The sequence below is a fragment of the Citrobacter sp. FDAARGOS_156 genome (assembly GCF_001559235.2).
Lineage (GTDB): Bacteria > Pseudomonadota > Gammaproteobacteria > Enterobacterales > Enterobacteriaceae > Citrobacter > Citrobacter youngae.
The window spans coordinates 1,788,986-1,814,061 of the sequence record NZ_CP014030.2 but is presented as its reverse complement, the minus strand read 5'-3'; the positions used below and the strand labels follow the sequence as shown (position 1 = coordinate 1,814,061).

At 52.5% G+C, this 25,076-nt stretch carries 25 protein-coding genes and 5 tRNA genes; 8 read left to right on the top strand and 22 right to left on the bottom strand.

Features of this window, described 5'->3' with window-relative positions:
* Position 1: 1 nt before the first annotated feature.
* From modB to AL515_RS08810, 3 genes are all read right to left on the bottom strand, one after another.
* The gene (gene modB / locus AL515_RS08825) at positions 2–691 is read right to left on the bottom strand and encodes a molybdate ABC transporter permease subunit (RefSeq protein ID WP_005125418.1); all 690 of its coding nucleotides are present in this window, start codon (positions 689–691) and stop codon (positions 2–4) included.
* On the bottom strand, positions 691–1,464 hold the full coding sequence (gene modA, locus AL515_RS08820) for a molybdate ABC transporter substrate-binding protein (protein WP_048212228.1): 774 nt from the start codon (positions 1,462–1,464) through the stop codon (positions 691–693). Before modA ends, modB begins: the two co-directional genes overlap by 1 nt.
* A 189-nt stretch (positions 1,465–1,653) precedes the next feature.
* On the bottom strand, positions 1,654–1,803 hold the full coding sequence (locus AL515_RS08810; RefSeq protein ID WP_003023026.1) for an AcrZ family multidrug efflux pump-associated protein: 150 nt from the start codon (positions 1,801–1,803) through the stop codon (positions 1,654–1,656).
* A 130-nt stretch (positions 1,804–1,933) separates the two neighbouring features.
* Between AL515_RS08810 and modE the strand changes: the two genes are divergently transcribed.
* The 7 genes from modE to gpmA all read left to right on the top strand — a co-directional run bounded on the left by modE (position 1,934) and on the right by gpmA (position 9,711).
* Entirely contained in the window at positions 1,934–2,722 is a 789-nt protein-coding gene (gene modE / locus AL515_RS08805; RefSeq protein WP_061067553.1) for a molybdenum-dependent transcriptional regulator, read from the top strand.
* Between the two features lie 66 nt (positions 2,723–2,788).
* Complete coding sequence (modF, locus tag AL515_RS08800; RefSeq protein ID WP_061067552.1) at positions 2,789–4,261, top strand: molybdate ABC transporter ATP-binding protein ModF; 1,473 nt, start codon at positions 2,789–2,791, stop codon at positions 4,259–4,261.
* A gap of 218 nt (positions 4,262–4,479) precedes the next feature.
* The gene (gene galE, locus AL515_RS08795) at positions 4,480–5,496 is read left to right on the top strand and encodes a UDP-glucose 4-epimerase GalE (protein WP_040232497.1); all 1,017 of its coding nucleotides are present in this window, start codon (positions 4,480–4,482) and stop codon (positions 5,494–5,496) included.
* 9 nt (positions 5,497–5,505) lie between these two features.
* Entirely contained in the window at positions 5,506–6,552 is a 1,047-nt protein-coding gene (gene galT / locus AL515_RS08790) for a galactose-1-phosphate uridylyltransferase (RefSeq protein ID WP_048212231.1), read from the top strand.
* 3 nt (positions 6,553–6,555) lie between these two features.
* Positions 6,556–7,704 (top strand): galactokinase, encoded by a 1,149-nt coding sequence (gene galK / locus AL515_RS08785; RefSeq protein ID WP_061067551.1) that lies wholly within the window; start codon positions 6,556–6,558, stop codon positions 7,702–7,704.
* Positions 7,698–8,738 (top strand): galactose-1-epimerase, encoded by a 1,041-nt coding sequence (gene galM, locus AL515_RS08780; protein ID WP_048212233.1) that lies wholly within the window; start codon positions 7,698–7,700, stop codon positions 8,736–8,738. Before galK ends, galM begins: the two co-directional genes overlap by 7 nt.
* 220 nt (positions 8,739–8,958) lie before the next feature.
* The gene (gpmA, locus tag AL515_RS08770; protein WP_061067550.1) at positions 8,959–9,711 is read left to right on the top strand and encodes a 2,3-diphosphoglycerate-dependent phosphoglycerate mutase; all 753 of its coding nucleotides are present in this window, start codon (positions 8,959–8,961) and stop codon (positions 9,709–9,711) included.
* Positions 9,712–9,768: 57 nt separating this feature from the next.
* Here the strand turns inward: gpmA and AL515_RS08765 are convergent, their stop codons facing one another.
* Positions 9,769–12,198, bottom strand: a complete 2,430-nt coding sequence (locus tag AL515_RS08765) for an autotransporter outer membrane beta-barrel domain-containing protein (protein ID WP_061067549.1) — start codon at positions 12,196–12,198, stop codon at positions 9,769–9,771.
* Positions 12,199–12,398: 200 nt separating this feature from the next.
* On the bottom strand, positions 12,399–13,451 hold the full coding sequence (gene aroG / locus AL515_RS08760; RefSeq protein WP_005125429.1) for a 3-deoxy-7-phosphoheptulonate synthase AroG: 1,053 nt from the start codon (positions 13,449–13,451) through the stop codon (positions 12,399–12,401).
* 375 nt (positions 13,452–13,826) lie between these two features.
* Between aroG and zitB the strand changes: the two genes are divergently transcribed.
* Entirely contained in the window at positions 13,827–14,768 is a 942-nt protein-coding gene (zitB, locus tag AL515_RS08750; RefSeq protein WP_061067548.1) for a CDF family zinc transporter ZitB, read from the top strand.
* On the opposite strand, the gene pnuC is transcribed toward zitB, so the two are convergent.
* The 17 genes from pnuC to cydB all read right to left on the bottom strand — a co-directional run bounded on the left by pnuC (position 14,765) and on the right by cydB (position 25,066).
* Positions 14,765–15,484: a nicotinamide riboside transporter PnuC gene (pnuC, locus tag AL515_RS08745; RefSeq protein ID WP_061067547.1), complete on the bottom strand. Its 720-nt coding sequence runs from the start codon at positions 15,482–15,484 to the stop codon at positions 14,765–14,767. The genes zitB and pnuC overlap by 4 nt on opposite strands.
* 27 nt (positions 15,485–15,511) lie before the next feature.
* On the bottom strand, positions 15,512–16,555 hold the full coding sequence (gene nadA / locus AL515_RS08740) for a quinolinate synthase NadA (protein WP_061067546.1): 1,044 nt from the start codon (positions 16,553–16,555) through the stop codon (positions 15,512–15,514).
* Positions 16,556–16,836: 281 nt separating this feature from the next.
* Positions 16,837–16,912, bottom strand: a tRNA-Lys gene (locus AL515_RS08735).
* Positions 16,913–16,959: 47 nt separating this feature from the next.
* Positions 16,960–17,035, bottom strand: a tRNA-Lys gene (locus tag AL515_RS08730).
* A 46-nt stretch (positions 17,036–17,081) separates the two neighbouring features.
* Positions 17,082–17,157 (bottom strand) — tRNA-Lys (locus AL515_RS08725).
* 3 nt (positions 17,158–17,160) lie between these two features.
* Positions 17,161–17,236 (bottom strand) — tRNA-Val (locus AL515_RS08720).
* A 137-nt stretch (positions 17,237–17,373) separates the two neighbouring features.
* Positions 17,374–17,449 (bottom strand) — tRNA-Lys (locus tag AL515_RS08715).
* A gap of 164 nt (positions 17,450–17,613) precedes the next feature.
* Positions 17,614–18,402 (bottom strand): cell division protein CpoB, encoded by a 789-nt coding sequence (cpoB, locus tag AL515_RS08710; protein ID WP_048212240.1) that lies wholly within the window; start codon positions 18,400–18,402, stop codon positions 17,614–17,616.
* A 9-nt stretch (positions 18,403–18,411) separates the two neighbouring features.
* Complete coding sequence (gene pal / locus AL515_RS08705) at positions 18,412–18,930, bottom strand: peptidoglycan-associated lipoprotein Pal (protein ID WP_003022983.1); 519 nt, start codon at positions 18,928–18,930, stop codon at positions 18,412–18,414.
* A gap of 34 nt (positions 18,931–18,964) precedes the next feature.
* Entirely contained in the window at positions 18,965–20,257 is a 1,293-nt protein-coding gene (tolB, locus tag AL515_RS08700) for a Tol-Pal system beta propeller repeat protein TolB (protein WP_038638949.1), read from the bottom strand.
* 128 nt (positions 20,258–20,385) lie between these two features.
* Positions 20,386–21,642, bottom strand: coding sequence for a cell envelope integrity protein TolA (tolA, locus tag AL515_RS08695; protein ID WP_003022980.1), 1,257 nt, complete (start codon positions 21,640–21,642; stop codon positions 20,386–20,388).
* A gap of 64 nt (positions 21,643–21,706) precedes the next feature.
* On the bottom strand, positions 21,707–22,135 hold the full coding sequence (gene tolR, locus AL515_RS08690) for a colicin uptake protein TolR (protein WP_005125437.1): 429 nt from the start codon (positions 22,133–22,135) through the stop codon (positions 21,707–21,709).
* Between the two features lie 3 nt (positions 22,136–22,138).
* Positions 22,139–22,831 (bottom strand): Tol-Pal system protein TolQ, encoded by a 693-nt coding sequence (gene tolQ, locus AL515_RS08685; RefSeq protein ID WP_003022976.1) that lies wholly within the window; start codon positions 22,829–22,831, stop codon positions 22,139–22,141.
* Entirely contained in the window at positions 22,828–23,232 is a 405-nt protein-coding gene (gene ybgC, locus AL515_RS08680) for a tol-pal system-associated acyl-CoA thioesterase (RefSeq protein ID WP_005125439.1), read from the bottom strand. The genes tolQ and ybgC overlap by 4 nt, the downstream gene beginning before the upstream one ends.
* 273 nt (positions 23,233–23,505) lie before the next feature.
* Positions 23,506–23,799 (bottom strand): cyd operon protein YbgE, encoded by a 294-nt coding sequence (ybgE, locus tag AL515_RS08670; RefSeq protein ID WP_048212241.1) that lies wholly within the window; start codon positions 23,797–23,799, stop codon positions 23,506–23,508.
* On the bottom strand, positions 23,799–23,912 hold the full coding sequence (gene cydX, locus AL515_RS08665) for a cytochrome bd-I oxidase subunit CydX (protein WP_003022970.1): 114 nt from the start codon (positions 23,910–23,912) through the stop codon (positions 23,799–23,801). The genes ybgE and cydX overlap by 1 nt, the downstream gene beginning before the upstream one ends.
* A gap of 14 nt (positions 23,913–23,926) precedes the next feature.
* A complete protein-coding gene (gene cydB, locus AL515_RS08660; RefSeq protein WP_005125441.1) occupies positions 23,927–25,066 on the bottom strand; it encodes a cytochrome d ubiquinol oxidase subunit II in 1,140 nt (379 codons plus the stop codon).
* Between the last annotated feature and the right edge of the window lie 10 nt (positions 25,067–25,076).

Here is a 25,076-nt window from a genome sequence, read left to right as displayed (position 1 = left end):
GTTATCGCCCCGTCCGTTCACGGCTAATACGCGCCAGCCATTCAGAGATCAGCAGTGAAATCAGCGCTAACACAATAGAAATAATACATAACCTTGCCGCCGCGCTTTCGCCGCCGGGGGTCTGGATCAAGGTATACATCGCCGAAGGGATAGTGCGGGTTTCGCCAGGAATATTGGAGACAAAGGTAATTGTTGCGCCGAACTCCCCGAGTGAACGCGCGAACGCCAGCACCGTACCGACAATAATACCGGGCAGCATCAGCGGTAAGGTAATGGTCATGAATACGCGCCAACGCCCGGCTCCCAGAGTGCGGGCCGCCTGCTCCAGCTTGACGTCAACACCTTCCAGCGCCAGACGAATAGCCCGCACCATAAGAGGAAAAGACATCACCGCCGCGGCCAGTACCGCACCGCGCCAGCTAAAGGCAAAGGTGATGCCAAACCAGTCATACAGCCATTCGCCAATGAATCCGCGCCGCCCCATAGCCACCAGCAACAGGTACCCCACCACAACCGGTGGCAGTACCAGCGGCAAGTGCAGTACGCTGTCGAGCAACGCTTTGCCCGGGAACTTACAGCGTACCAGTAGCCAGGCAAAGAAGATCCCAAACGGCAGGCTAAACAACACGGCCAGGGAAGAAACTTTCAGGCTCAGTAAGACGGCCTGCCATTCAGGATCGGTCAGTATCATTACTTGGTCGTAAATCCATAACGTTTGAAGATTTCAGAAGCCTGCGGTCCTTTCAGGTAATCATAGAACGCGCTGACCGTTGCGTTGGAGTGGCCATCAACAACCGCGATAGGGTATTCCACTTTTTTATGTGAGTCTTCCGGGAAGGTCGCCACAACTTTTACGCCTTTGCTGGCGACGGCATCAGAACCATAGACAATGCCCAGCGGGGCTTCGTTGCGTTCAACCAGCGCCAATGCGCCACGAACATCTTCAGCCGGAGCCAGTTTCGGTGCCAGGGTATCCCATGCTCCCAGTTTTTGCAGCGCCTCTTTGGCATAAATGCCCGCCGGAACATGCTCCGGATCGCCAACGGCCAGACGTCCACCGTTCAACAAACTGGTCCAGTTGGTTTTGCTGTCGATAGTGAAGTCTTTCTGTGCACTGGCTTTCGGCGCGACAACGACCAGGCTGTTACCGAGCAGCGTTTTGCGCGTTGCGGTATCGATAGACTTTTTGTCTACCGCGTAATCCATCCACTTTTGATCGGCAGAAATAAACAGATCTGCCGGTGCGCCTGCTTCAATCTGGCGCGCCAGCGTGGAAGAAGAAGCAAAAGAAGAAACGACATCAACGTTCTTCTCTTTTTTATATTCTGCGGCAATATCCTGCATCGCGTTCGTTAACGACGCCGCTGCAAACACTGTGATTTTACCTTCATCCGCCAGTGCATGTCCGGCAACAGAAAGAGAAAGTGTTGCCCCTGCAAACAAGCGTAACCATGTACGTGCCATCTGTAACTCCTTTGAGTTTCGTTATGTAGGCGCAAATATAACGAGTAAATCAGGATTTTCCCAGCGGTTATTACTACCAATTAGAGGTTACACAAAGAAAATATCGGCAGGGAAAGCAGGATCTTGAGGAACTAACGCAGTTGGATAATGAACAATAAAAAACGCCCGGCTAAGCGGGCGTTCGGGGAATCAATGGTTCTGTCTGGATTGGTCTTTCTGACCGATACCGGAAAAAATGTTGAACACTTCACCCAGTCCGTAAATCAGTCCCAGAATGATGGCCATTACCACAGGTACCATGATTACGGCGAATACCAGACTTTTCAATAACTCTAACATGGTCAACTCCAGATATAGTCCTTAGCTGTATTCTAACCACATAACACAGAAAAGCACTCCCCTTTTGTGCGGTCGGCTTTGCTCAGGCGCGGTTTTCCGTCACAATACCCTTTTTTGCCAGGAGCTTGTTATGCAGGCCGAAATCCTACTTACACTGAAACTTCAGCAAAAACTGTTTGCCGATCCCCGCCGCATTTCTCTGCTTAAGCACATTGCGCTTTCTGGCTCCATCAGTCAGGGCGCGAAGGATGCAGGTATCAGTTATAAAAGCGCCTGGGACGCGATTAACGAAATGAACCAGCTTAGTGAGCAGACGCTGGTAGAGCGCGCCACTGGAGGCAAAGGCGGCGGCGGTGCAGTGTTAACCCGCTACGGCCAGCGCCTGATTCAGTTGTACGACCTGCTGGCGCAAATTCAGCAAAAAGCCTTCGATGTCCTCAGCGATGACGATGCGGTTCCACTTAATAGTCTGCTGGCGGCCATCTCTCGTTTTTCACTGCAAACCAGCGCTCGTAACCAGTGGTTTGGCACAATAACCGCGCGCGACCACGACCAGGTTCAGCAACATGTTGACGTCCTGCTGGCTGATGGCGCAACCCGGCTGAAAGTCGCGATTACCGCGCAGAGCGGTGAACGTCTGGGGCTTGATGAAGGCAAAGAAGTCTTGATCCTGTTGAAAGCGCCGTGGGTCGGAATTACCCAGGATGACGCTATCGCTCAGGCTGCCGACAACCAGCTGCAGGGCACGATCAGCCATATCGAACGCGGCTCGGAACAGTGCGAGGTATTGATGACGCTACCAGACGGTCAGACGCTGTGTGCGACCATTCCGACAGAAAATACCGCGACGCTGCACGAAGGCGCGAATGTCACGGCCTATTTCAACGCAGACAGAGTGATTATCGCAACGCTGTGCTGAGTGATTGACATCGGCCTGAAGAACACGTATCCCTGTTATTAATCGCTGCAGATAATGGGATACAAAATGTCATCGTTGCAAATTTCGCAAGGCACGTTTCGTCTGAGTGATACCAAAACGCTTCAGTTGAATTCGTTGACGTTAAACGCGGGTGATAGCTGGGCGTTTGTGGGGTCTAACGGCAGCGGAAAATCCGCACTGGCGCGTGCGCTCGCCGGAGAATTACCGTTACTAAAAGGCGAACGCCACAGCCAGTTCACGCGTATAACCCGTCTCTCCTTTGAGCAACTACAAAAGCTGGTCAGCGACGAATGGCAGCGTAACAACACCGATCTTCTGAGCCCAGGCGAAGACGATACCGGGCGTACTACTGCGGAAATTATTCAGGATGAGGTCAGCGATCCTGCTCGCTGTGCCGCCCTGGCACAGCAGTTTGGTATTACCTCACTGCTCAGCAGACGTTTCAAATACCTTTCCACCGGCGAAACGCGGAAAACTCTGCTCTGTCAGGCACTGATGTCTGAACCCGATTTGCTGATCCTTGATGAACCGTTTGACGGACTGGATGTGGCTTCACGTTGCCAGTTGGCAGAGCTGCTCGCAGCGTTACATCAGGCCGGTTTTACGTTAGTGCTGGTGTTAAACCGCTTCGATGAAATTCCCGAGTTCGTGCAGTTTGCCGGCGTACTCGCCGATTGCACATTGACAGAAACTGGTGAAAAAACGGGTCTTCTGCAACAAGCGTTAATCGCCCAACTTGCCCATAGTGAACGACTTGATGGTATTACCCTGCCCGAACCGGATGAGCCTTCCGTACGTCGCATATTGTCTGAGAACGAACCGCGGATTATGCTCAACGACGGGGTCGTTTCCTATAATGATCGCCCGATTCTTCATCATCTGAGCTGGCGGGTAAACCCAGGGGAACACTGGCAGATTGTCGGTCCAAACGGTGCGGGAAAATCAACGCTGCTCAGTTTAATCACCGGCGATCATCCGCAGGGCTATAGTAATGATTTGACGCTGTTTGGCCGTCGTCGGGGTAGCGGTGAAACTATCTGGGATATCAAAAAACACATCGGTTACGTCAGCAGCAGCCTGCATCTGGATTACCGGGTAAGCACTACGGTGCGTAACGTCATTCTCTCAGGCTACTTCGATTCCATCGGTATTTATCAGGCCGTATCAGACAGACAACACAAGCTGGTACAACAGTGGCTGGATATTCTGGGAATGGATAAACGCACTGCAGACGCCCCTTTCCACAGCCTTTCCTGGGGACAACAGCGGCTGGCGCTGATTGTGCGCGCGCTGGTTAAACACCCTACGCTATTGATCCTTGATGAACCCTTGCAAGGCCTGGACCCGCTAAACCGCCAGTTGATCCGCCGCTTCGTTGATGTTCTGATCGGTGAAGGTGAAACCCAACTGCTGTTTGTTTCTCACCATGCTGAAGATGCACCCGCCTGCATTACTCACCGACTGGAGTTTGTGCCCGAAGGCGATATCTACACCTATCAACAAACATCACTGCGTTAATTTTCATGCCTGGGCGTTTGAACACGCCCTTTTTTCTGCTTTTTTTTCAGACAAACGCTGAGATAACAACCTAACGTAATGATTTAAAATAAAATAACCACTACCAATATGTGAAAATGTTAGCGTGTAAACGATTCCACTAATTTATTCCATGTCACACTTTTCACAACTTTGTTATGCTATCTTCATTACATGATATAGGCATAACGGAGCGAATTATGAGAGTATTGGTTACAGGTGGTAGCGGTTACATTGGAAGCCACACTTGTGTGCAGTTGCTTAAGAATGGCCACGACGTCGTGATCCTTGATAACCTCTGCAACAGTAAGCGCAGCGTACTGCCCGTTATTGAGCGTTTAGGTGGAAAACATCCGACCTTCGTCGAAGGTGATATCCGTAACGAAGCGCTGATCACCGAAATCCTGCACGATCATGCCATCGATACGGTCATCCACTTTGCCGGTCTGAAGGCCGTCGGCGAATCCGTTGCTAAACCGCTGGAGTACTATGACAACAACGTCAACGGCACTCTGCGTCTGGTCAATGCGATGCGCGCCGCCAACGTGAAAAACTTCATATTCAGCTCCTCCGCCACAGTCTATGGCGATCAGCCGCAAATTCCTTACGTTGAAAGCTTCCCGACCGGTACACCACAAAGTCCGTACGGCAAAAGTAAGCTGATGGTGGAACAGATCCTGACCGATCTGCAAAAAGCACAACCTGAGTGGAGCATCGCGTTGTTACGCTATTTCAATCCGGTTGGCGCACATCCGTCAGGAGACATGGGCGAAGACCCGCAGGGCATCCCTAACAATCTGATGCCTTACATCGCGCAGGTTGCCGTGGGCCGCCGTGAGTCTCTGGCCATATTTGGTAATGACTACCCGACCGAAGACGGTACCGGCGTTCGCGATTACATCCACGTAATGGATCTTGCCGACGGGCACGTTGTCGCAATGGAAAAACTGGCGGGCAAACAGGGTGTGCATATTTACAACCTTGGCGCTGGCGTTGGTAGTAGTGTACTGGATGTGGTCAACGCCTTCAGCAAAGCCTGCGGTAAGCCAGTGAACTACCATTTTGCTCCGCGCCGCGACGGCGATCTGCCTGCCTACTGGGCCGATGCCAGCAAAGCAGACCGCGAACTTAACTGGCGCGTGACGCGTACACTGGATGAAATGGCACAAGATACCTGGCACTGGCAATCACGCCATCCACAGGGATATTCGGATTAAGGACCAATCATGACGCAATTCAATCCTGTCGATCATCCACATCGCCGTTTTAACCCGCTCACCGGGCAGTGGATCCTCGTTTCACCGCATCGCGCCAAACGCCCCTGGCAGGGGGCGCAGGAAACTCCGTCTAAGCAGGTACTGCCCGCGCATGATCCGGACTGCTTCCTGTGCGCGGGCAATACGCGCGTTACCGGTGACAAAAACCCGGATTACACCGGGACCTATGTCTTCACTAATGACTTTGCCGCGCTGATGTCTGATACCCCGGACGCGCCGGACAGTCACGATCCGTTGATGCGTTGCCAGAGCGCACGCGGTACCAGCCGCGTGATCTGCTTCTCGCCCGATCACAGTAAAACGCTGCCAGAGCTCAGCGTCCCTGCGCTAACAGAAATTGTACAGACGTGGCAGGAACAAACCGCAGAGTTAGGCAAAACCTATCCCTGGGTGCAGGTATTTGAGAATAAAGGCGCGGCGATGGGCTGCTCGAACCCGCACCCCCACGGACAAATTTGGGCCAACAGTTTCCTGCCCAACGAAGCCGAACGTGAAGATCGCCTACAGAAAGCGTACTTCACTGAACAGGGCACGCCAATGCTCGTTGATTACGTCCAGCGCGAACTGGCGGACGGCAGCCGTACGGTCGTAGAAACCGAGCACTGGCTGGCGGTTGTCCCTTACTGGGCTGCATGGCCGTTCGAAACGCTGCTGCTGCCGAAAGCGCATGTCCTGCGTATTACTGATTTGACCGACGAACAGCGTGCTGACCTGGCGCTGGCGTTGAAAAAACTGACCAGTCGTTATGACAACCTGTTCCAGTGCTCTTTCCCCTACTCTATGGGCTGGCACGGCGCGCCGTTTAACGGCGAAGAGAATGGTCACTGGCAGTTGCACGCACACTTTTACCCGCCGCTGCTGCGTTCCGCGACCGTACGTAAGTTTATGGTTGGTTACGAAATGCTGGCTGAAACCCAGCGCGACCTGACGGCAGAGCAAGCGGCTGAGCGACTGCGTGCGGTCAGCGACATCCATTTTCGCGAATCCGGAGTTTAAATAATGAGTCTGAAAGAAAAAACACAATCTCTGTTTGCAGAAACGTTTGGCTACCCTGCCACCCATACCATTCAGGCTCCGGGTCGCGTAAACCTGATCGGCGAACACACCGATTATAACGACGGCTTCGTTCTGCCCTGCGCCATCGACTATCAAACCGTCATCAGTTGTGCGCCGCGCAACGATCGAAAAGTTCGCGTGATCGCCGCTGATTACGACAATCAGATTGATGAGTTCTCCCTCGATGCGCCGATTATCGCCCACGATAGCCAGCAATGGTCGAACTACGTGCGTGGCGTGGTGAAGCATCTACAAAAACGCAGTAATGCCTTTGGCGGCGCGGATCTGGTGATCAGCGGTAATGTCCCGCAAGGCGCGGGCTTAAGCTCTTCCGCCTCGCTGGAAGTGGCTGTGGGCACCGTGTTCCAGCAGCTCTATCACCTGCCGCTCGACGGCGCGCAGATCGCCCTGAACGGCCAGGAAGCGGAAAACCAGTTTGTCGGCTGTAACTGCGGCATTATGGACCAGCTCATCTCCGCGCTGGGCAAGAAAGATCATGCGCTGCTGATCGATTGCCGTACGCTGGGCACCAAAGCCGTTTCCATGCCGGAAGGTGTGGCGGTGGTGATCATCAACAGTAACTTTAAACGTACGCTGGTTGGCAGTGAGTACAACACCCGTCGCGAACAGTGTGAAACCGGCGCGCGTTTCTTCCAGCAGCCAGCGCTGCGTGATGTCAGCCTTGAAGCGTTTAACGCCGTCGCCCATGAGCTGGATCCGATTGTCGCCAAACGCGTCCGCCACGTCATCACAGAAAATGCGCGTACCGTTGAAGCAGCACAGGCGCTGGAAAAAGGCGATCTGCTACGCATGGGCCAACTGATGGCGGAATCTCACGCTTCAATGCGCGATGACTTTGAAATTACCGTGCCGCAAATTGATACGCTGGTAGAGATTGTCAAAGCGACCATCGGCGATAAAGGCGGTGTACGCATGACCGGTGGCGGCTTCGGCGGCTGCATCGTGGCGCTGATCCCACAAGATTTGGTGCCTGCCGTGAAGCAGGCTGTCGCCGGGCAGTACGAAGCAAAAACCGGTATCAAAGAAACATTCTACGTCTGCAAACCCTCACAAGGAGCCGGACAATGTTAAACGAAATCCCCGTGCAGGCTCCGGACGGTCAGCCGTTTCGCCTGCTCACCCTGCGCAATGACGCTGGGATGGTGGTCACGCTGATGGACTGGGGCGCAACCCTGCTGTCTGCCCGTATTCCGCTCAGCGATGGTAGCGTGCGCGAAGCATTACTCGGTTGCGCCAGCCCGGAACAATACCCACAACAGGCCGCATTTTTGGGGGCCTCGATTGGCCGCTACGCTAACCGTATCGCCAACAGCCGCTATACTTTTGCCGGCGAAACAGTTGAATTAATACCAAGCCAGGGCGACAACCAGCTGCACGGCGGGCCGGACGGTTTCGACAAACGTCGCTGGCAGATAGTCAATCAGAATGACCGTCAGGTGCTGTTCGCCTTAACGTCTGACGATGGCGATCAGGGCTTTCCGGGTCACCTCTGCGCCACCGCGCAATATCGCCTGACCGATGATAACCGTATTTCGATTACCTACCGTGCGACAGTGGATAAGCCCTGTCCGGTGAATCTGACGAATCACGTTTATTTCAACCTCGACGGCGACAAAACGGATGTCCGCCAGCACAAGCTGCAGATTCTGGCCGATACGTACCTGCCGGTTGATGAAATGGGTATCCCGCATGACGGACTGAAACCCGTGGCGGGCACCTCGTTCGATTTCCGTGCACCTAAACGCATCGACAGCGAGTTTCTGACCGATGACGATCAGCGCAAGGTGAAAGGTTACGATCACGCTTTCTTGTTACAGACGCAAGGCGATGCCCGCAAACCGGTCGCCATGGTCTGGTCCCAGGATGAAAAACTGCAAATGGAGGTCTACACCTCTGCCCCGGCATTGCAGTTCTATTCCGGTAACTTCCTCGGTGGTACGCCATCCCGTGGGCCTGACGCCTACGAAGACTGGCAAGGACTGGCGCTGGAAAGTGAGTTTCTGCCTGACAGCCCAAATCATCCGGAATGGCCGCAGCCAGACTGCTTCCTGCGACCGGGCGAAGAATACGCCAGCGTGACGGAATACCGGTTTATTCCTGCCTGATAGTTAACCGTGACGAGCCGATACCCGGCTCGTCATTTATCCCCACGCGAGATCCGCTCAAAACCACACCACTCAAAGACAAAATCGCAACCTTGAGTTCACAAGAACCTTACACTGTGCCGCTATTTTCGCTATGGTTATGCGTAAGCATTGCCGCTGACACTTTACGGCAATATAATGAGAATTATTATCATTAAATATGATTTATAGGAGTGAGTGTATGGCTATAACTAAGCTGGTTCTGGTACGTCATGGTGAAAGTCAGTGGAACAACGAAAACCGCTTTACCGGTTGGTATGATGTTGACCTGTCTGAAAAAGGCGTGGGCGAAGCAAAAGCGGCAGGTAAACTGCTGAAAGAGGAAGGCTACAGCTTCGATTTTGCTTATACCTCTGTGCTGAAACGTGCCATCCACACCCTGTGGAATGTCCTGGACGAACTGGATCAGGCCTGGCTGCCGGTTGAGAAATCCTGGAAACTAAACGAACGTCATTACGGCGCACTGCAGGGGCTGAACAAAGCCGAAACTGCTGAAAAATACGGTGACGAGCAGGTTAAGCAATGGCGTCGTGGCTTTGCGGTCACCCCACCGGAACTGACTAAAGATGACGAGCGCTATCCGGGTCACGATCCGCGTTATGCCAAACTAACCGACAAAGAACTTCCGGTCACCGAAAGCCTGGCACTGACTATCGATCGCGTTATCCCTTACTGGAATGAAACCATTCTGCCGCGCATGAAAAGCGGTGAGCGCGTCATTATTGCCGCTCACGGTAACTCCCTGCGTGCGCTGGTGAAATACCTGGATAACATGGGCGAAGATGAGATCCTCGAACTGAACATCCCGACCGGTGTACCGCTGGTGTATGAGTTCGACGAAAACTTCAAGCCGATCAAACATTACTATCTGGGTAACGCTGACGAGATCGCAGCAAAAGCTGCAGCGGTAGCCAACCAGGGTAAAGCGAAGTAATTTCATCAGGCCTACAAGCTTACTTGTAGGCCTGATTACTCTGTTTTTTATGCCACTTTACCAGCTGTAACGGACGTCCAGGCTACCGTTGAGATCGCCATAATCATTACGTCCCTTTTGCCCAGCAACCTGACCCGTGATGCTCCACTGGCTATTCAGATTCGCCTGAATACCTACTTTCACCTCGGCGCGATCTGCCGGAAGATCCTGCTTCACCTGCACGCCATCAAACGAAACGGCAACATCATCGCTGGTGTGTAACCAGTTTACCTCCGCAAACGGCTGGATAACCGATGTGGTATTCTTGTGCAGCTTGCCATCTACCCGCAGTCCGAGGCGCGTGGTCCAGCTGTCACCGTTTTGTCCGTCAATACGCGTTCCATTCTGCACAACCGCGTCCGCTTTATATTGTTGCCATGTCACCTGAGCCTGTGGCGTCAGGCTGACAGTGTTCAGGTTTTCAAGTCCGATGTCATACCGATAGCCCGTTTCCAGAGAAACAGCGCTGGCTGTCGAATCATAATCCTTTGAACCCACGTCGCCGTTATTTACGCTGTTATTGTAGAGGCCGTACTGGTACCAGCTATCCACATACAGCCCGCTATGGTCCTTCGCATCCGCAAACCAGGTGGCATAAGCCCCAAGATTGTAACCGGCTACGTTACCACTGGCAGAAAACTGGCTCCCATCCGCCCCTCGGTTACCGGTGCTGTCCGTATCGGCGTTGATATAGCTCACCATCAGCCCTGCTTTCAGGCTCTGCACGCTATCATCCCAGCTCAGTATATCGCCGCCAATCTGGAGCTGAGAATAGTTGTTGTCAATATCCACATGACCGTTTGCAGCCTGTGACGATGCATCACCTGCTTTAAAGCGCATCCACATACTGCCGTCATCGGTACGTAACTGGCTGCCTTCGCGGTCATAAAGGGTCTGCATTTGCAGATTACGCGCCATCCACTGGTTGCCGAGATAGGCGCCGATATCAGCGCGATACTGAGGGTCCACAGGGACGGCATTGCCACCGTCATCCGGATTAACCGGAGTGACATCGCCACCATCGTCAGGATTAACCGGGGTAACGGTCTGCGAGCGCAAATACCAGTCACCACCGTCCTGATACAAGCGGTATTCATACAATCCGACCTGAACCTGGTTGCCCTGGGTGAAGACGCCGTCAGACTGACCGCCGACATCTATCACCTCGATCCCCTGCGTGGTGAGGGCTCCGTCCCCGCCAGTATTAGTAACAAAGACAGTGGTCGTGCCTGCGGTATCGCCGGAAATGAGGAGCTTATCCGTCGGGGAGGCATCATCCCCCAGCTGTGTATTAAGGGAGAGCGTGCCATTATTACCGGTGTAATTGCCGTTAATTGTGAGGGTGTGACCGGTCTCATTGCTCTGACTGATGGCGATGTTGCCAGCATTCGAGACATCATCATTGATAACGCCGGTACCACCGAGGGTTGCCCCTGCAGCGACGCTGACAGAGCCGGAAGGTAGGTAGGCCATTAACTGCGAAGATGAGCCAGATACTGTGGGGGCGCCGATAACGGCAGAATCAGCGAGCCAGAGGGTGCCTTCGTCGACAAGCGTGTCACCAGCGTAAGTGTTGTTACCGGTAAGCAGCAACGTACCCTGCCCGGTTTTTTGCAGGGACCCAATGCCCTGAATGCTGTTGCTCTCGGTACGGGAGGCTCCCGCGTCGAGGTCATAATCCAGGATCCCACTGTTGGTGATAACACCGGTTACGGCATTAACGGTGGCACCGGTTTTAATCAGGGTAGTACCTTCAAGGATGGCATAATCTGATTCCAGCCAGAGTGAGCCGCCGCTGTTGACGGTAGTGTTGCTGGCGAAACTGGCTCTTTCTCTGCCGTCCTCGTGTGTTCTAAGTACCAGCGCTCCCCCCTGATTTACAGTCGTGTTTTTAACGATACCATAGACTTCCTGCACACCCTTGTTATTGATGGTCGCGCCGCTGGATAACCCAAAAACGTGTTCCGTTCCGCCAGCATTGATGACGGAATCCACTGCGGTTCCGTACACATAGTTTCTTGCTCCCGAATTGATGGTAGTGTGTTCTGCTCTACCCTCGACTAACTGTTTACCTTTTCCGCTCAGCACGGCATTCACGGAGGTGCCATTCTCCTGAATCTGGAGAGTGCCTCCCGTTACCTGCGCATCCTGAGACAGTCCACCGTCCATGACATACTGCCGCCCGCCTTCTATCGTCGTATTGAAGGCGCTGCCGTAGACCATCTGATGGTCATTTGTGGCATTCAGGGTCTCTCCACTAACGGACTCACCGGCCACAACAGTCGGGGTATAATCCGCCATCGCCGGACCAGAGAGTAACCCCAGCAGCGTGGCGATGCCTGCCGCCCTGGCTTGGTTTTTTATCTGACTGTCACCCTGTGCAAATTCAGAAGCCACGACATACATATTACGCGCGGTATTCCAGACGATGTTAAAGCTTTTATTCATATTCATCCCTTTATATTTATATTAAATCCTGGGAATATGATAACCCTGAATTTAATATATTTATTACAGGAATGATAAAATTAGGAATATATTTATATTCACCTTAGAAATATAATGAGTATATAAATAAAATGAACTTATTAATATTAATTAAAAAAACCGGCCTGATTCGCCGGTTTTAATAAGGGAGGAAGATAACTTTAACCGCGACGCGCGTTGACCGCATCCGCCAGCTGGCGCAGCACTGCATCGGTGTCTTCCCAACCAATGCAGGCATCAGTAATGCTTTTGCCGTAGGTCAGCGGCTCACCGCTATCCGGGTTCTGATTACCCTCGACCAGATGGCTTTCGATCATCACGCCAATAATCGCTTTTTCGCCGCCAGCGACTTGTCCACAAACGTCTTTCGCAACATCCATCTGCTTTTTGAACTGCTTGCTGGAGTTGGCATGGCTAAAGTCGATCATCACTTGCGCAGAGAGTCCTGCTTTAATCAGACCTTCTTTTACGTCTGCGACGTGCTGAGCGCTGTAGTTTGGCTCTTTGCCGCCGCGCAGAATAATATGGCAATCGCCATTACCGCTGGTATTCACGATCGCCGAATGACCCCATTTGGTCACGGACAGGAAGCAGTGTGGCGCTCCTGCGGCGTTGATTGCATCAATCGCGACTTTGATCGTGCCATCGGTACCGTTTTTAAAACCAACCGGGCAAGACAGACCCGATGCCAGCTCGCGGTGTACCTGGGACTCAGTGGTACGCGCCCCGATCGCGCCCCAACTCATCAGGTCGGCGAGGTATTGCGGCGTGATCATGTCGAGGAATTCACCCGCAGCCGGCAATCCGCTGTCGTTGATATCCAGTAGCAATTTACGTGCAATGCGCAGCCCATCGTTGATCTGGAAGCTGTTGTCCATGTGCGGATCGTTGATCAGCCCCTTCCAGCCGACGGTGGTACGCGGCTTTTCAAAATAGACGCGCATGACGATTTCAAGCTCGCCTTTTAACTCTTCGCGCAGCGCCAGCAGGCGAGCGGCGTACTCTTTGGCGGCTGCCGGATCATGAATAGAGCACGGCCCAATCACCACTAACAGGCGATCGTCGCTCCCTTTCAGAATTTTATGAATCGCCTTACGGGCATGAGCCACCGTGTTTGCGGCATTTTCAGTAGCGGGGAATTTTTCCAGCAGTGCGACTGGCGGTAATAACTCGTTGATCTCTTTGATGCGTAAATCGTCGTTCTGATAATTCATGATTATTCCAGCGTTGCCATACTTATATAAATGAATGCAATCCCTCCAATCTATATCTTCAGTCATAAAGTGTAAACGGGGTTTTACAGTACGAACCGTGTTATCCTGGGATTACGCAAAAAAACGCAAGAATGTAGCGAATAATGAGATCCAAACCGCAAATTCCAACTGTAATTGCGGATTTTATTATTATTTTCAAAATTCTGTGCTGGCTATCGATGCACATTGTGGATTTTTACCCACTGTACTGTAAGGCAATGCCCAATATTTACGTGGCTGATAACGGGAGAATAGAAGCTCTCCTTTTTAATTTTATCCCCCCAAAAACGGTATGATGTCATACAGTAAAGGTGAGAATAACAAAGGGATGGCACAATGGCGCACTCACATACTCATACTTCCCCTGACCAGCCAAAGGATAATAACGCCCGTCGACTGCTGTTCGCCTTCTGCATTACAGCGGGGTTCATGCTGGTTGAAGTGGTGGGAGGGATACTCTCCGGCTCGCTGGCCTTGCTGGCTGACGCCGGGCATATGCTTACGGATGCGGCAGCACTGCTTTTCGCGCTGCTGGCCGTCCAGTTTTCCCGTCGCCCGCCTACAATACGCCACACTTTCGGCTGGCTGAGGCTCACGACGCTGGCTGCATTCGTTAATGCCATCGCATTGGTCGTTATCACCATTTTAATCGTCTGGGAGGCGATTGAGCGCTTCCAGACACCTCGTCCCGTGGCGGGCGGCATGATGATGGTTATTGCTGTCGCGGGTTTACTGGCCAATGTGCTTGCTTTTTGGGTTTTACATCGCGGCAGTGAAGAGAAAAACCTCAACGTCCGCGCCGCAGCGTTGCATGTAATGGGGGATTTACTCGGCTCGGTCGGGGCGATCATCGCTGCGCTGATTATTATCTGGACGGGCTGGACCCCTGCGGATCCTATTCTCTCTATTCTGGTTTCCGTACTGGTGCTGCGCAGTGCCTGGCGATTGTTAAAAGATAGCGTCAATGAATTGCTGGAGGGCGCACCTCATGCGCTGGATATCGCCGCCCTACAGCGACATCTCAGCCGGGATATTCCCGAAGTTCGCAATGTGCACCATGTCCACGTCTGGATGGTGGGTGAAAAGCCGGTCATGACGCTGCATGTGCAGGTGATCCCGCCGTACGATCATGATGCCCTGCTGGAACGTATTCAGCATTTCCTTATCCATCACTACCAGATTGAACACGCGACGATCCAGATGGAGTATCAGCCATGCAATGGGCCGGACTGCCACCTGTATCAGGGCGTGTCCGGCCATTCACATCATCACCATTAATGAGACAGCGCGTGGGAACCTCGTTCACGCGCGCTGTTAATCCACATCCTGCTCCCGTTGAGGGCGATAACCGTCAGGATCATGTATTCCAGCGACATGGCATACACCCCTTGCAGGGCAAAGATCACCACGCTGATTACGTTGATGATTACCCACAGCAGCCAGTTTTCAACGTATTTGCGCGTCATCAGGATCATCGCCACAATCGATAGCACCATCATGCAGGAATCCCAGAACGGGAACGCATCGGGTTGCAGTTCAGGCACAGCAACCTGTAACCCCAATGCCTGCATTATGTTGACCGCAATGCGAGTCAGGAACGCAAACACCGGATCGATATAGACCGACATCAGGCCGATCGCTACCACGCAGGCCGCCAGCCAGCCCAGCGCTTTTGGTAACGGTAGCCAGCGAATTTTAAGTTCCGCTTCATGCTGGCTGGTTTGCCGGGACCAGGCGTACCAGCCGTAGATGTTGGCGGCAAAGAAAAAGACTTGCAGCAACAGGCTGGCATAAAGCTGGATCTGAAAGAAGATAATCGCAAACAGCGTGACGTTTATCAGGCCGAAGAAGTAATTGCTTATTTTCTCAAGGCTCGCCAGGCCAATACACAGCAACCCGGCGATCGTCCCCACAGCTTCGATCCACGACAGATCGTAACCGCCAGCGCCAATCGGAATATGTACCAGGATGTTCTGTGTGCTAAAAAAGTCCATCTTTTCCCCCAGAGCAAAAATAAATAATTAAGCTCGAAGTGTAGCCGCAAATTCCAACATGCGGTTTAACGGCAACAACGCCCCTTCTCGCAGCGCAGCATCAACATGTATCTCATGATCCGCTCCGCCTTGTTCCAGGCCCTCAGCAATCGCCTTGAGGCCGTTCATCGCCATCCACGGACAATGCGCACAGCTGCGACAGGTTGCCCCCTCGCCAGCCGTCGGCGCTTCAAGCAATTCTTTATCCGGAACGGCCTGCTGCATTTTGTAAAAAATGCCCCGGTCAGTCGCCACAATCAGCTGCTTATGCGGTAACGATTTAGCTGCAGTGATGAGCTGGCTGGTTGAGCCAACCGCATCGGCCATATCAACGATAGACTGAGGGGACTCCGGGTGCACCAACACCGCAGCATCAGGGTAAAGCCCCTTCATGCGTGTTAAAGCCTGAGTTTTAAATTCGTCGTGGACGATACAGGCCCCCTGCCAACAAAGAACGTCTGCACCGGTCTGTTTTTGCACGTAGTTGCCCAGATGTCTGTCCGGAGCCCAGATGATTTTTTCACCTAAACTATCAAGGTGCTCAATAAGTTCTACCGCGATACTGGACGTGACAACCCAGTCCGCTCGCGCTTTAACGGCAGCGGAGGTATTGGCGTAAACCACCACGGTGCGGTCCGGATGCGCGTCGCAAAATGCGCTGAACGCATCAATCGGACAGCCCAGATCTAATGAACATTCCGCCTGTAAGGTCGGCATCAGGATAGTCTTTTCCGGACTGAGAATTTTGGCGGTTTCTCCCATAAACCTTACGCCCGCAACCAGCAGCGTAGAGGCAGAATGTTTTGCACCAAACCGCGCCATCTCCAGCGAATCTGAGATACAGCCACCGGTCTCTTCGGCCAACTGCTGAATTTCAGGGTCGGTGTAATAGTGCGCGACCATGACGGCATCACGCTCTTTCAGCAGACGTTTAATTTTCTCTCGATAAAATTGCTTTTCATCCGCACTCAGCAGCGCTGGCTTCGGCGGAAACGGAGAAATTGCTGCTTCTGGATCAAACATCACGCTCATCTTGCTTTCTCGTTTTACTGGCTTAACGAAATAACCGATTAAAAGCGTGACGCACGCCATATTCGGTTAGAATTGTTTTGTATGCTAAACAAGATAGCGGATTGGTGTAGAAAAGTCACAAGAATTGCGTGTGATGCATGCCGAATGGCGACTGACGTCTTATCCGGCCTACATGAGTCGTGTCGTCTGTAGGGCTGATAAGCGAAACACATCCGGCAAGCAGGTTCGAATCAAAAATCCTGCGCATAGCAAAAAGGCGCCTTTAGGGCGCCTTTTTACACTGGTGGGGCGTGCAGGATTCGAACCTGCGACCAATTGATTAAAAGTCAACTGCTCTACCAACTGAGCTAACGCCCCCATATGGGGTTTACTGCTTTACTCTTTTCAGGAACCCACCACAATATTGGTGGGGCGTGCAGGATTCGAACCTGCGACCAATTGATTAAAAGTCAACTGCTCTACCAACTGAGCTAACGCCCCATTTGGGTGTTGCCTGAAAATTTTTTACTCGGAACCACCAAAATAGTGGTGGGGCGTGCAGGATTCGAACCTGCGACCAATTGATTAAAAGTCAACTGCTCTACCAACTGAGCTAACGCCCCGAGTGGTGGGTGATGACGGGATCGAACCGCCGACCCCCTCCTTGTAAGGGAGGTGCTCTCCCAGCTGAGCTAATCACCCGATACTACGCTGGATACTACTTACTAACTGAGTTAGTGGTGGGTCGTGCAGGATGACTCGACTTCGTCTCGCCCTACGGGCCGTTGCTTACGCAACGTTATCCTTCACGTTTTACAATCGCGTTCCACCTTAGCGATTGGTGGGTCGTGCAGGATTCGAACCTGCGACCAATTGATTAAAAGTCAACTGCTCTACCAACTGAGCTAACGACCCACTTTTGCGCTGCTTTTGGTTTGTTTGATATCCCTTGGCAACGGCGGCATATATTACTGATTTCAGATTTTAGCGCAACAAAAATTTCGATGTAAATTACTCAACTGCTTAGGAATCACACGACGCGACCAGAAATAACACGATTTCTGGTCGCATGGTGTGCATTACATCGCGCCAAGGCGTTTTTGCGCTTGTTTCGCGCCATCAGTACCAGGGTATTTAGTGATAACCTGCTGATAAACCGCTTTCGCTTTTGCTGTGTCACCCTTGTCCTGCATGATGACGCCGACTTTGTACATCGCGTCTGCAGCCTTCGGTGATTTCGGGAAGTTTTTAACTACGGATGCAAAATAGAACGCTGCATCATCTTTTTTACCCTTGTTGTAATTCAACTGACCAAGCCAGTAATTCGCATTGGGCAGGTAAGTAGAATCCGGGTACTTTTTGATGAAGTTCTGAAATGCAACGATCGCATCATCCTGACGGGATTTATCCTGCACCAGGGCGATTGCCGCATTGTAATCAGTATTCGCATCGCCAGTTTGCGCCGGTGCGCCTGACGAAGCTGCAGCACCCGCATCGGGTGCCGGGGTTGCCGCCCCACTCTGATCGCCAGCCGCAGATTGCGCCGCAGGCGCGCTACCGCTGCCAAGATTATTCATCTGCAGCAATATCTGTTTTTGGCGTTCAACAACCTGATTCAGCTGATACTGACTTTCCTGAATTTGACCACGCAGGGCATCAATATCGGACTGATTATCGGAGAGTTGTTGCTGGAGTTGGGTTAAAAGCTGACTGTGAGCGTTAGAAATACGCTCGAGTTGAGTGACGCGGTCTTCGACCGAGCCAGAGCCGACACTACTGATTGGCGCCTGAGCAAAAGCGGCCCAGGGGGCCGCTATGCCAACCAGTAACGACAGACTCAACAGGTGATGTCTGAAGTTACTGCTCATGCAATTCTCTTAGTAAACCAGTACGGCGCGACGGTTTTTGGCGTAAGCCGCTTCGTCATGACCCAGTACTGCAGGTTTTTCTTTACCGTAAGAAACGATGGAGATCTGGTCAGCAGAAACGCCTTTACCCTGCAGGTACATCTTAACGGCGTTAGCACGACGTTCACCCAGGGAGATGTTGTACTCAGGCGTACCACGTTCGTCCGCATGACCTTCTACGGTGACTTTGTAAGACGGGTTGCTACGCAGGAAGTTAGCGTGCGCATCCAGCATTGCAGCGAAGTCAGAACGGATATCGTACTTATCCAGATCGAAATAAACGATGTTGTTCTGCTGCAGCTGTTGCATCTGCAGACGCGCTTGCTCTTCGGAGGACATGTTGCCGCTACCGTTTGCATCCATACCAGTGCCGGCACCCAGCATGCCTTCGCTGCCGTCATTGCTGGCGTTCTTGTTAGAAGAACATGCCGCAATAGCCATAACAGGCAGAGCAATCATCAGCCCTTTCAGCACTTTGTTCAGTTGCATTTCAATGATTCCTTTATTAATCAATTATTTATTATCACAGATACGGCGACCAGGCAGGGAATTTAACCTGACCATCAGTTGCCGGAAGACGCGCTTTGAAACGCCCATCTGTAGAAACCAAATTCAGCACGGATCCCATCCCCTGAGAAGAGCTGTAGATTACCATAGTGCCGTTAGGTGCCAGACTTGGCGTTTCGTCCAGGAACGTTGACGACAGAACTTGTACGCCACCCGCTACCAGATCTTGTTTGGCAATGTGCTGCTGACCATTAGCCGAGCTTACCATTACCATAAACTTACCGTCGCTGCTGACATCAGCATCCTGGTTTTGTGAACCTTCCCAGGTAATACGCTGCGGAGCACCGCCGTTGACGTTAACTTTATACACCTGCGGACGACCGGCCTGGTCAGACGTAAAGGCCAGGTTTTGGCTGTCCGGGAACCAGGTAGGTTCCGTGTTGTTGCTACGACCATCAGTGACCTGACGGATCTGACCGGAACCGATGTCCATAACGTACAGATTCAGGCTACCGGTTTTAGACAGGGCAAACGCCAGTTTGCTGCCATCCGGAGAAAACGCAGGTGCACCGTTGTGACGCGGGAACGAGGCAACCTGACGCACTGCGCCGTTGGACAGCGTCTGAATAACCAGCGCTGAACGACCGCTTTCGAAGGTAACGTAGGCCAGTTTAGAACCGTCCGGAGACCACGCCGGAGACATCAACGGCTGCGGAGAGCGGTGAACGACAAACTGGTTGTAACCATCGTAGTCAGACACACGTAATTCGTACGGGAACTGACCACCGTTCGTCTGAACAACATACGCGATACGAGTACGGAATGCGCCCTTAATACCAGTCAGTTTTTCAAAAACTTCGTCACTTGCGGTATGGCCCGCATAACGCAGCCACTGCTTGTTCACTTTATATGTGTTCTGTGCCAGTACGGTACCTGGTGCGCCACCGGTATCAACCAGTTGATATGCAACGCTATAGGAACCATCCGGGTTTGGCGTAACCTGGCCAACCACTACGGCATCAATACCCAGGGCAGACCATGCAGCAGGCTGAACTTCAGCCGCAGTCCCCGGCTGCTGCGGCAGGCGAGAACGGTCTAATGGGTTAAATTTACCGCTGTTACGCAGGTCAGCACCTACGATACCACCGATATCTTCAGGTGCGGCGCCCGGCCCTGCCCACTGGAACGGGACAACACCAATCGGGCGTGCCGAGTCCACCCCTTGGGTGATCTCGATACGTACTTCTGCATGCAGCACTGCTGCCCACAGCATCAGAAAACCAAATGCTACTCGTAATGCCTGCTTCATCATATCTCCCTTATCTGGACGGAACGCCCACGATAATTTAGCAGAATGTTAACAAACTCAAATACACAAAACTACCAGAACTCTGTCTCAACCTTAGACTGTTTCCCCCGATTCCTCAGGGGTCGTTATTACAGTTTAAAGTCCAGTTTGGCATCTTTTACTTTTTCATAAACAGCCTGGCTAGGCGGCTTAGGAATTCTGGCTGTTTTCGCAGCCGTCAGCGCAGCCTGGCACAATGCCGGATCCCCGCCCTCTTCGGTCACATCCAGTAGCAGACCATCAGGCGCTAACTTGATATGTAATACGCAGGATTTACCCGCATACAAATCGGCGCCATACAGACGACTCTGAATCGCATTACGAATTTGAGATGCGTAAGCACTGATATCAGCGCCAGATGCACCGCCATTTGCACCACTTGTACCACTATCTTTCGCCGGTTGGCCGTTTCCTTTCGCTCCACCGCCCGATTTCGGTGCATTCTTACCGGAGCTTAAGTCACCTAATAAGTCGTCAACACCCGAAGCGGCAGCGGCTTTTTCGGCAGCGGCTTTTTTCGCAGCAGCGGCTTTATCTGCCGCAGCTTTCTTATCGGCAGCAGCTTTCTCGGCTGCAGCCTTTTTATCTGCTGCAGCTTTTTCAGCAGCAGCTTTCTTGTCAGCGGCAGCCTTTTCAGCAGCGGCAGCTTTCGCGGCGGCGGCTTTTTCTGCTTTCTCAGCGGCAGCTTTCTCGGCTGCTGCTTGCTTAGCGGCTTCAGCTTGAGCTTTCTTCGCAGCGTCCGCGGCTGCCTTAGCAGCTTGTGCTTCGGCAACCTTCTTAGCATCGGCAGCCGCTTTTGCAGCTTCCGCCTCAGCTTTCTTCTGGGCATCAGCAGCGGCTTTCTTCGCGGCATCTGCCGCTTGTTTCGCCTGAGCATCTGCTTTAGCTTTCGCATCTGCAGCAGCCTTCGCCGCAGCCTCTTCAGCCTGCTTTTGTTGCTCCTGTGCTTTCGCCGCAGCGGCTTCAGCCTGTTTCTGCTGTTCCGCCTGCTCGCGTACTTTTTCCTGCGCCGCTAAACGTTCTTTTTCCAGCTGTTTCAGACGCTCTTGCTCTGCCGCCTGCTTCTCACGAAGCTCCTCGGCCTGCTGCTGCGCCTGTTTCTCACGCTGTTCTTCTGCACGTTTCGCACTTGCCTGCTGTTGCTGCTGCCTGTCGTACTGTTGAACAACAGCACCAGGATCGACCATAACGGCGTCGATGGACGAACCGCCACCGCCGCCGGCTGAAGCATCAATGTGCTCATCGAACGAACTCCAGATCAGCGCTGCAAATAAAATGACATGCAGCACCGCTGAAATAATTATCGCCCTTTTGAGCTTGTCGTTTTGTTCGGTTGCCTTTGACACTCTCGGTTCCCAAAAAACTGTTCGCCTGTTACGCGCTATCTTTCAAGCCAGCAATACGCAGTCATCAGATTGGCTGCGTCATCAAGCCAACCGATTTAACGCCTGCACTGTGTAACAAGTTCAGCGCTTTAATTATTTCATCATAAGGCACGTCTTTCGCACCACCGATTAAAAATACCGTTTTCGGATTGGTCTGCAGGCGGCTCTTCGCTTCCGCGATAACCTGCTCCGGCGGCAGCTGATCCATCCTGTCTTTTTCAACCACCACGCTGTATTGCCCAACACCGGAAACTTCAATAATGACCGGTGGCTCGTCGTTACTGCTGACGGCTTGCGATTCGGTCGCATCCGGCAGGTCGACTTCCACACTCTGCGTAATGATCGGCGCGGTTGCCATAAAGATCAGCAACAGCACCAGCAGTACGTCGAGCAACGGTACAATATTGATTTCAGACTTAAGTTCGCGACGACCTCGTCCACGCGTTCTGGCCATGGTTTACCCCTTGTTGCTCTCGCTAACGGTAAACGCCTGGCGGTGCAGAATCGCGGTGAACTCTTCCATAAAGTTGTCGTAATTCAGTTCCAGCTTGTTCACGCGCTGATTCAGTCGGTTGTAAGCCATAACCGCCGGGATTGCCGCAAACAGGCCGATGGCCGTTGCAATCAACGCTTCCGCGATACCCGGTGCAACCATTTGCAGCGTCGCCTGTTTTACCGCGCCCAGCGCGATAAATGCGTGCATGATCCCCCAAACGGTACCAAACAGACCGATATACGGGCTGATGGAGCCGACAGTACCGAGGAATGGAATATGCGTTTCCAGCGTTTCCAGTTCACGGTTCATCGAGATACGCATCGCACGGGATGCCCCCTCAACGACCGCTTCCGGCGCATGACTATTCGCCCTATGCAGACGCGCAAATTCTTTGAATCCGCTGTAGAAAATTTGTTCTGAGCCAGCCAAATTATCACGACGCCCCTGGCTTTCCTGGTACAGGCGCGACAATTCAATGCCGGACCAGAACTTGTCTTCAAATGCTTCGGCTTCACGTGAAGCAGCATTAAGAATACGGGTCCGCTGGATAATAATGGCCCAGGATGCGATTGAGAAACCAATCAAAATCAACATGATAAGTTTAACCAGAAGGCTTGCCTTCAGGAACAAATCAAGGATATTCATGTCAGTCACTGCTTAAACTCCGCGACAATAGACTTGGGAAGCGCACGAGGCTTCATTTTGAGTGGATCAACGCAAACAATCAGAACTTCGGCTTCATTCAGCACGACGTTCTCTGCGTTGACAATGCGTTGCGTGAAAACCAATGAGGTGCCACGCATTGACGTAATTTCAGTTTGGACTTCGAGCATATCGTCAAGCCGGGCAGGCGCAAAATACTCCAGGGTCATCTTGCGCACCACAAAGGCTACACGTTCGGCCAACAGAACCTGCTGACTAAAGTGATGATGACGCAGCATCTCTGTGCGTGCTCTTTCATAAAAAGCGACGTAGCTGGCGTGATAAACCACCCCACCGGCATCGGTGTCTTCATAATAGACACGAACCGGCCATCGAAAAATATACTTATTCATTCTTACTGCCTCTTTGTTGGCTTCGCCCACTCACACCGGTCGCTTAACGTTGTAAGCGCCTGGTGACTCGCGTTCTTGCCGCCGCGATGCATCAAGAATGTCGTTGTATATCGCGCTGTCTTCACTTTACATCCCGGTAATGCAATTAGGTTAGTGCTTTCAAACTTCGCTACTATACGCGCGGGAATGGTGCTTTGGAATGGGGGAAAGTAAACGGAGAGTAAAAAATTATGGGCTTATGCAAGCCCATAAATATTTAAGGATGTTTCTTATTCAAAAGAAGAAGAAAATCAGACCAACAACGAGGACGATATCTGCGATCAGCGGACAGAAGATGCCCTGCCAGTGTACGGCGCGAGGACGAAAGCCAACGCCGTGAATGATGCCTGCGCAGACCGCCCACATCAGCAGAAAACCATGCCAGATTTCAAGCGTACTGGTTTTGGCCGCGAAACGTGACGGATCCCAGAATATGCAGCCGGCCAACACGATTGCCAGCACAAAGGAAAGCGCCCGCAAGGGGCGCTTGTCCATCGCGTTGTATACCATCGCGATAATGTTGATCATCAACTGTCTTCTTGTCCGGCCTTGCCTGATTCAACGTGCTCAAGCGCCAGCGCTGTGATTATCCCAAATGCACAGGCAAGAAGCGTTCCCAAAATCCATGCGAAATACCACATTTTAAGCTCCTTACTTAGTACAGAGAGTGGGTGTTGCTTTCAATATCTTCTTTGGTGATGCGACCAAACATCTTCCAGTAACACCAGCCGGTGTACAGCAGAATGATCGGTACGAACACACAAGCTACATACGTCATCAGATTCAGCGTCAGCTGACTGGACGTTGCATCCCACATGGTCAGACTCGCATTCATCATGGTGCTGGATGGCATCACAAACGGGAACATCGCGATACCGGCAGTCAGGATGATGCAGGCTAACGTCAGTGAGGAGAAGATGAACGCCCAGGCCCCTTTCTCCATACGGGAAGTCAGAATAGTCAGCAGCGGCAGAACCACGCCCAACGCCGGAACCAGCCACAGAATAGGTGCATTGTTAAAGTTCACCATCCATGCGCCCGCTTCACGCGCCACTTCTTTGGTCATCGGGTTAGAGGCGGCGTGGTGATCCAGTGCGGAAGTCACAACATAACCATCAATACCGTAAATAACCCAAACGCCGGCCAGTGCGAAGCAAACCAGAGTCACCAGCGCCGCAACCTGTGAGGTGGTACGTGCACGCAGGTGTAGTTCGCCTACGGTACGCATCTGCAGATAGGTTGCGCCCTGAGTGATGATCATCCCTACGCTCACAACCCCTGCCAGCAGACCAAACGGATTCAGCAACTGGAAGAAGTTACCGGTGTAGTACAAGCGCATGTACTCATCCATGTGGAACGGAACACCTTGCAGCAGGTTGCCAAACGCAACACCGATAACCAGCGGCGGCACGAAGCTACCGATGAAGATGCCCCAGTCCCACATGTTGCGCCAGCGCATGTCTTCGATCTTGGAGCGGTAATCAAAACCGACCGGACGGAAGAACAAAGACGCCAGTACCAGGATCATCGCCACATAGAAACCGGAGAACGCAGCGGCATACACCATCGGCCAGGCAGCGAACAGTGCGCCACCCGCGGTGATGAGCCAAACCTGGTTACCGTCCCAGTGCGGGGCGATGGAGTTAATCATAATTCGACGCTCGGTATCATTACGACCGAGGAAACGGGTGAGCATGCCCACCCCCATGTCGAAGCCATCAGTGACCGCAAAACCAATCAGCAGAATGCCAACCAGCAGCCACCAGATAAAACGCAATACTTCATAATCGATCATTTGACGACTC

Excerpts from the sequence above, each read along its gene's own strand:
- AL515_RS08765 (WP_061067549.1), bottom strand. The coding sequence starts at position 12,198 with ATGAATAAAAGCTTTAACATCGTCTGGAATACCGCGCGTAATATGTAT.
- galE (WP_040232497.1), top strand. The coding sequence starts at position 4,480 with ATGAGAGTATTGGTTACAGGTGGTAGCGGTTACATTGGAAGCCACACT.
- ybgC (WP_005125439.1), bottom strand. The coding sequence starts at position 23,232 with ATGAATAAGTATATTTTTCGATGGCCGGTTCGTGTCTATTATGAAGAC.
- ybgE (WP_048212241.1), bottom strand. The coding sequence starts at position 23,799 with ATGATCAACATTATCGCGATGGTATACAACGCGATGGACAAGCGCCCC.
- cydX (WP_003022970.1), bottom strand. The coding sequence starts at position 23,912 with ATGTGGTATTTCGCATGGATTTTGGGAACGCTTCTTGCCTGTGCATTT.
- modE (WP_061067553.1), top strand. The coding sequence starts at position 1,934 with ATGCAGGCCGAAATCCTACTTACACTGAAACTTCAGCAAAAACTGTTT.
- cpoB (WP_048212240.1), bottom strand. The coding sequence starts at position 18,402 with ATGAGCAGTAACTTCAGACATCACCTGTTGAGTCTGTCGTTACTGGTT.
- modF (WP_061067552.1), top strand. The coding sequence starts at position 2,789 with ATGTCATCGTTGCAAATTTCGCAAGGCACGTTTCGTCTGAGTGATACC.
- galK (WP_061067551.1), top strand. The coding sequence starts at position 6,556 with ATGAGTCTGAAAGAAAAAACACAATCTCTGTTTGCAGAAACGTTTGGC.
- aroG (WP_005125429.1), bottom strand. The coding sequence starts at position 13,451 with ATGAATTATCAGAACGACGATTTACGCATCAAAGAGATCAACGAGTTA.
- gpmA (WP_061067550.1), top strand. The coding sequence starts at position 8,959 with ATGGCTATAACTAAGCTGGTTCTGGTACGTCATGGTGAAAGTCAGTGG.
- cydB (WP_005125441.1), bottom strand. The coding sequence starts at position 25,066 with ATGATCGATTATGAAGTATTGCGTTTTATCTGGTGGCTGCTGGTTGGC.
- nadA (WP_061067546.1), bottom strand. The coding sequence starts at position 16,555 with ATGAGCGTGATGTTTGATCCAGAAGCAGCAATTTCTCCGTTTCCGCCG.
- zitB (WP_061067548.1), top strand. The coding sequence starts at position 13,827 with ATGGCGCACTCACATACTCATACTTCCCCTGACCAGCCAAAGGATAAT.
- tolB (WP_038638949.1), bottom strand. The coding sequence starts at position 20,257 with ATGAAGCAGGCATTACGAGTAGCATTTGGTTTTCTGATGCTGTGGGCA.
- AL515_RS08810 (WP_003023026.1), bottom strand. The coding sequence starts at position 1,803 with ATGTTAGAGTTATTGAAAAGTCTGGTATTCGCCGTAATCATGGTACCT.
- modA (WP_048212228.1), bottom strand. The coding sequence starts at position 1,464 with ATGGCACGTACATGGTTACGCTTGTTTGCAGGGGCAACACTTTCTCTT.
- galM (WP_048212233.1), top strand. The coding sequence starts at position 7,698 with ATGTTAAACGAAATCCCCGTGCAGGCTCCGGACGGTCAGCCGTTTCGC.
- galT (WP_048212231.1), top strand. The coding sequence starts at position 5,506 with ATGACGCAATTCAATCCTGTCGATCATCCACATCGCCGTTTTAACCCG.
- modB (WP_005125418.1), bottom strand. The coding sequence starts at position 691 with ATGATACTGACCGATCCTGAATGGCAGGCCGTCTTACTGAGCCTGAAA.
- pnuC (WP_061067547.1), bottom strand. The coding sequence starts at position 15,484 with ATGGACTTTTTTAGCACACAGAACATCCTGGTACATATTCCGATTGGC.
- pal (WP_003022983.1), bottom strand. The coding sequence starts at position 18,930 with ATGCAACTGAACAAAGTGCTGAAAGGGCTGATGATTGCTCTGCCTGTT.
- tolR (WP_005125437.1), bottom strand. The coding sequence starts at position 22,135 with ATGGCCAGAACGCGTGGACGAGGTCGTCGCGAACTTAAGTCTGAAATC.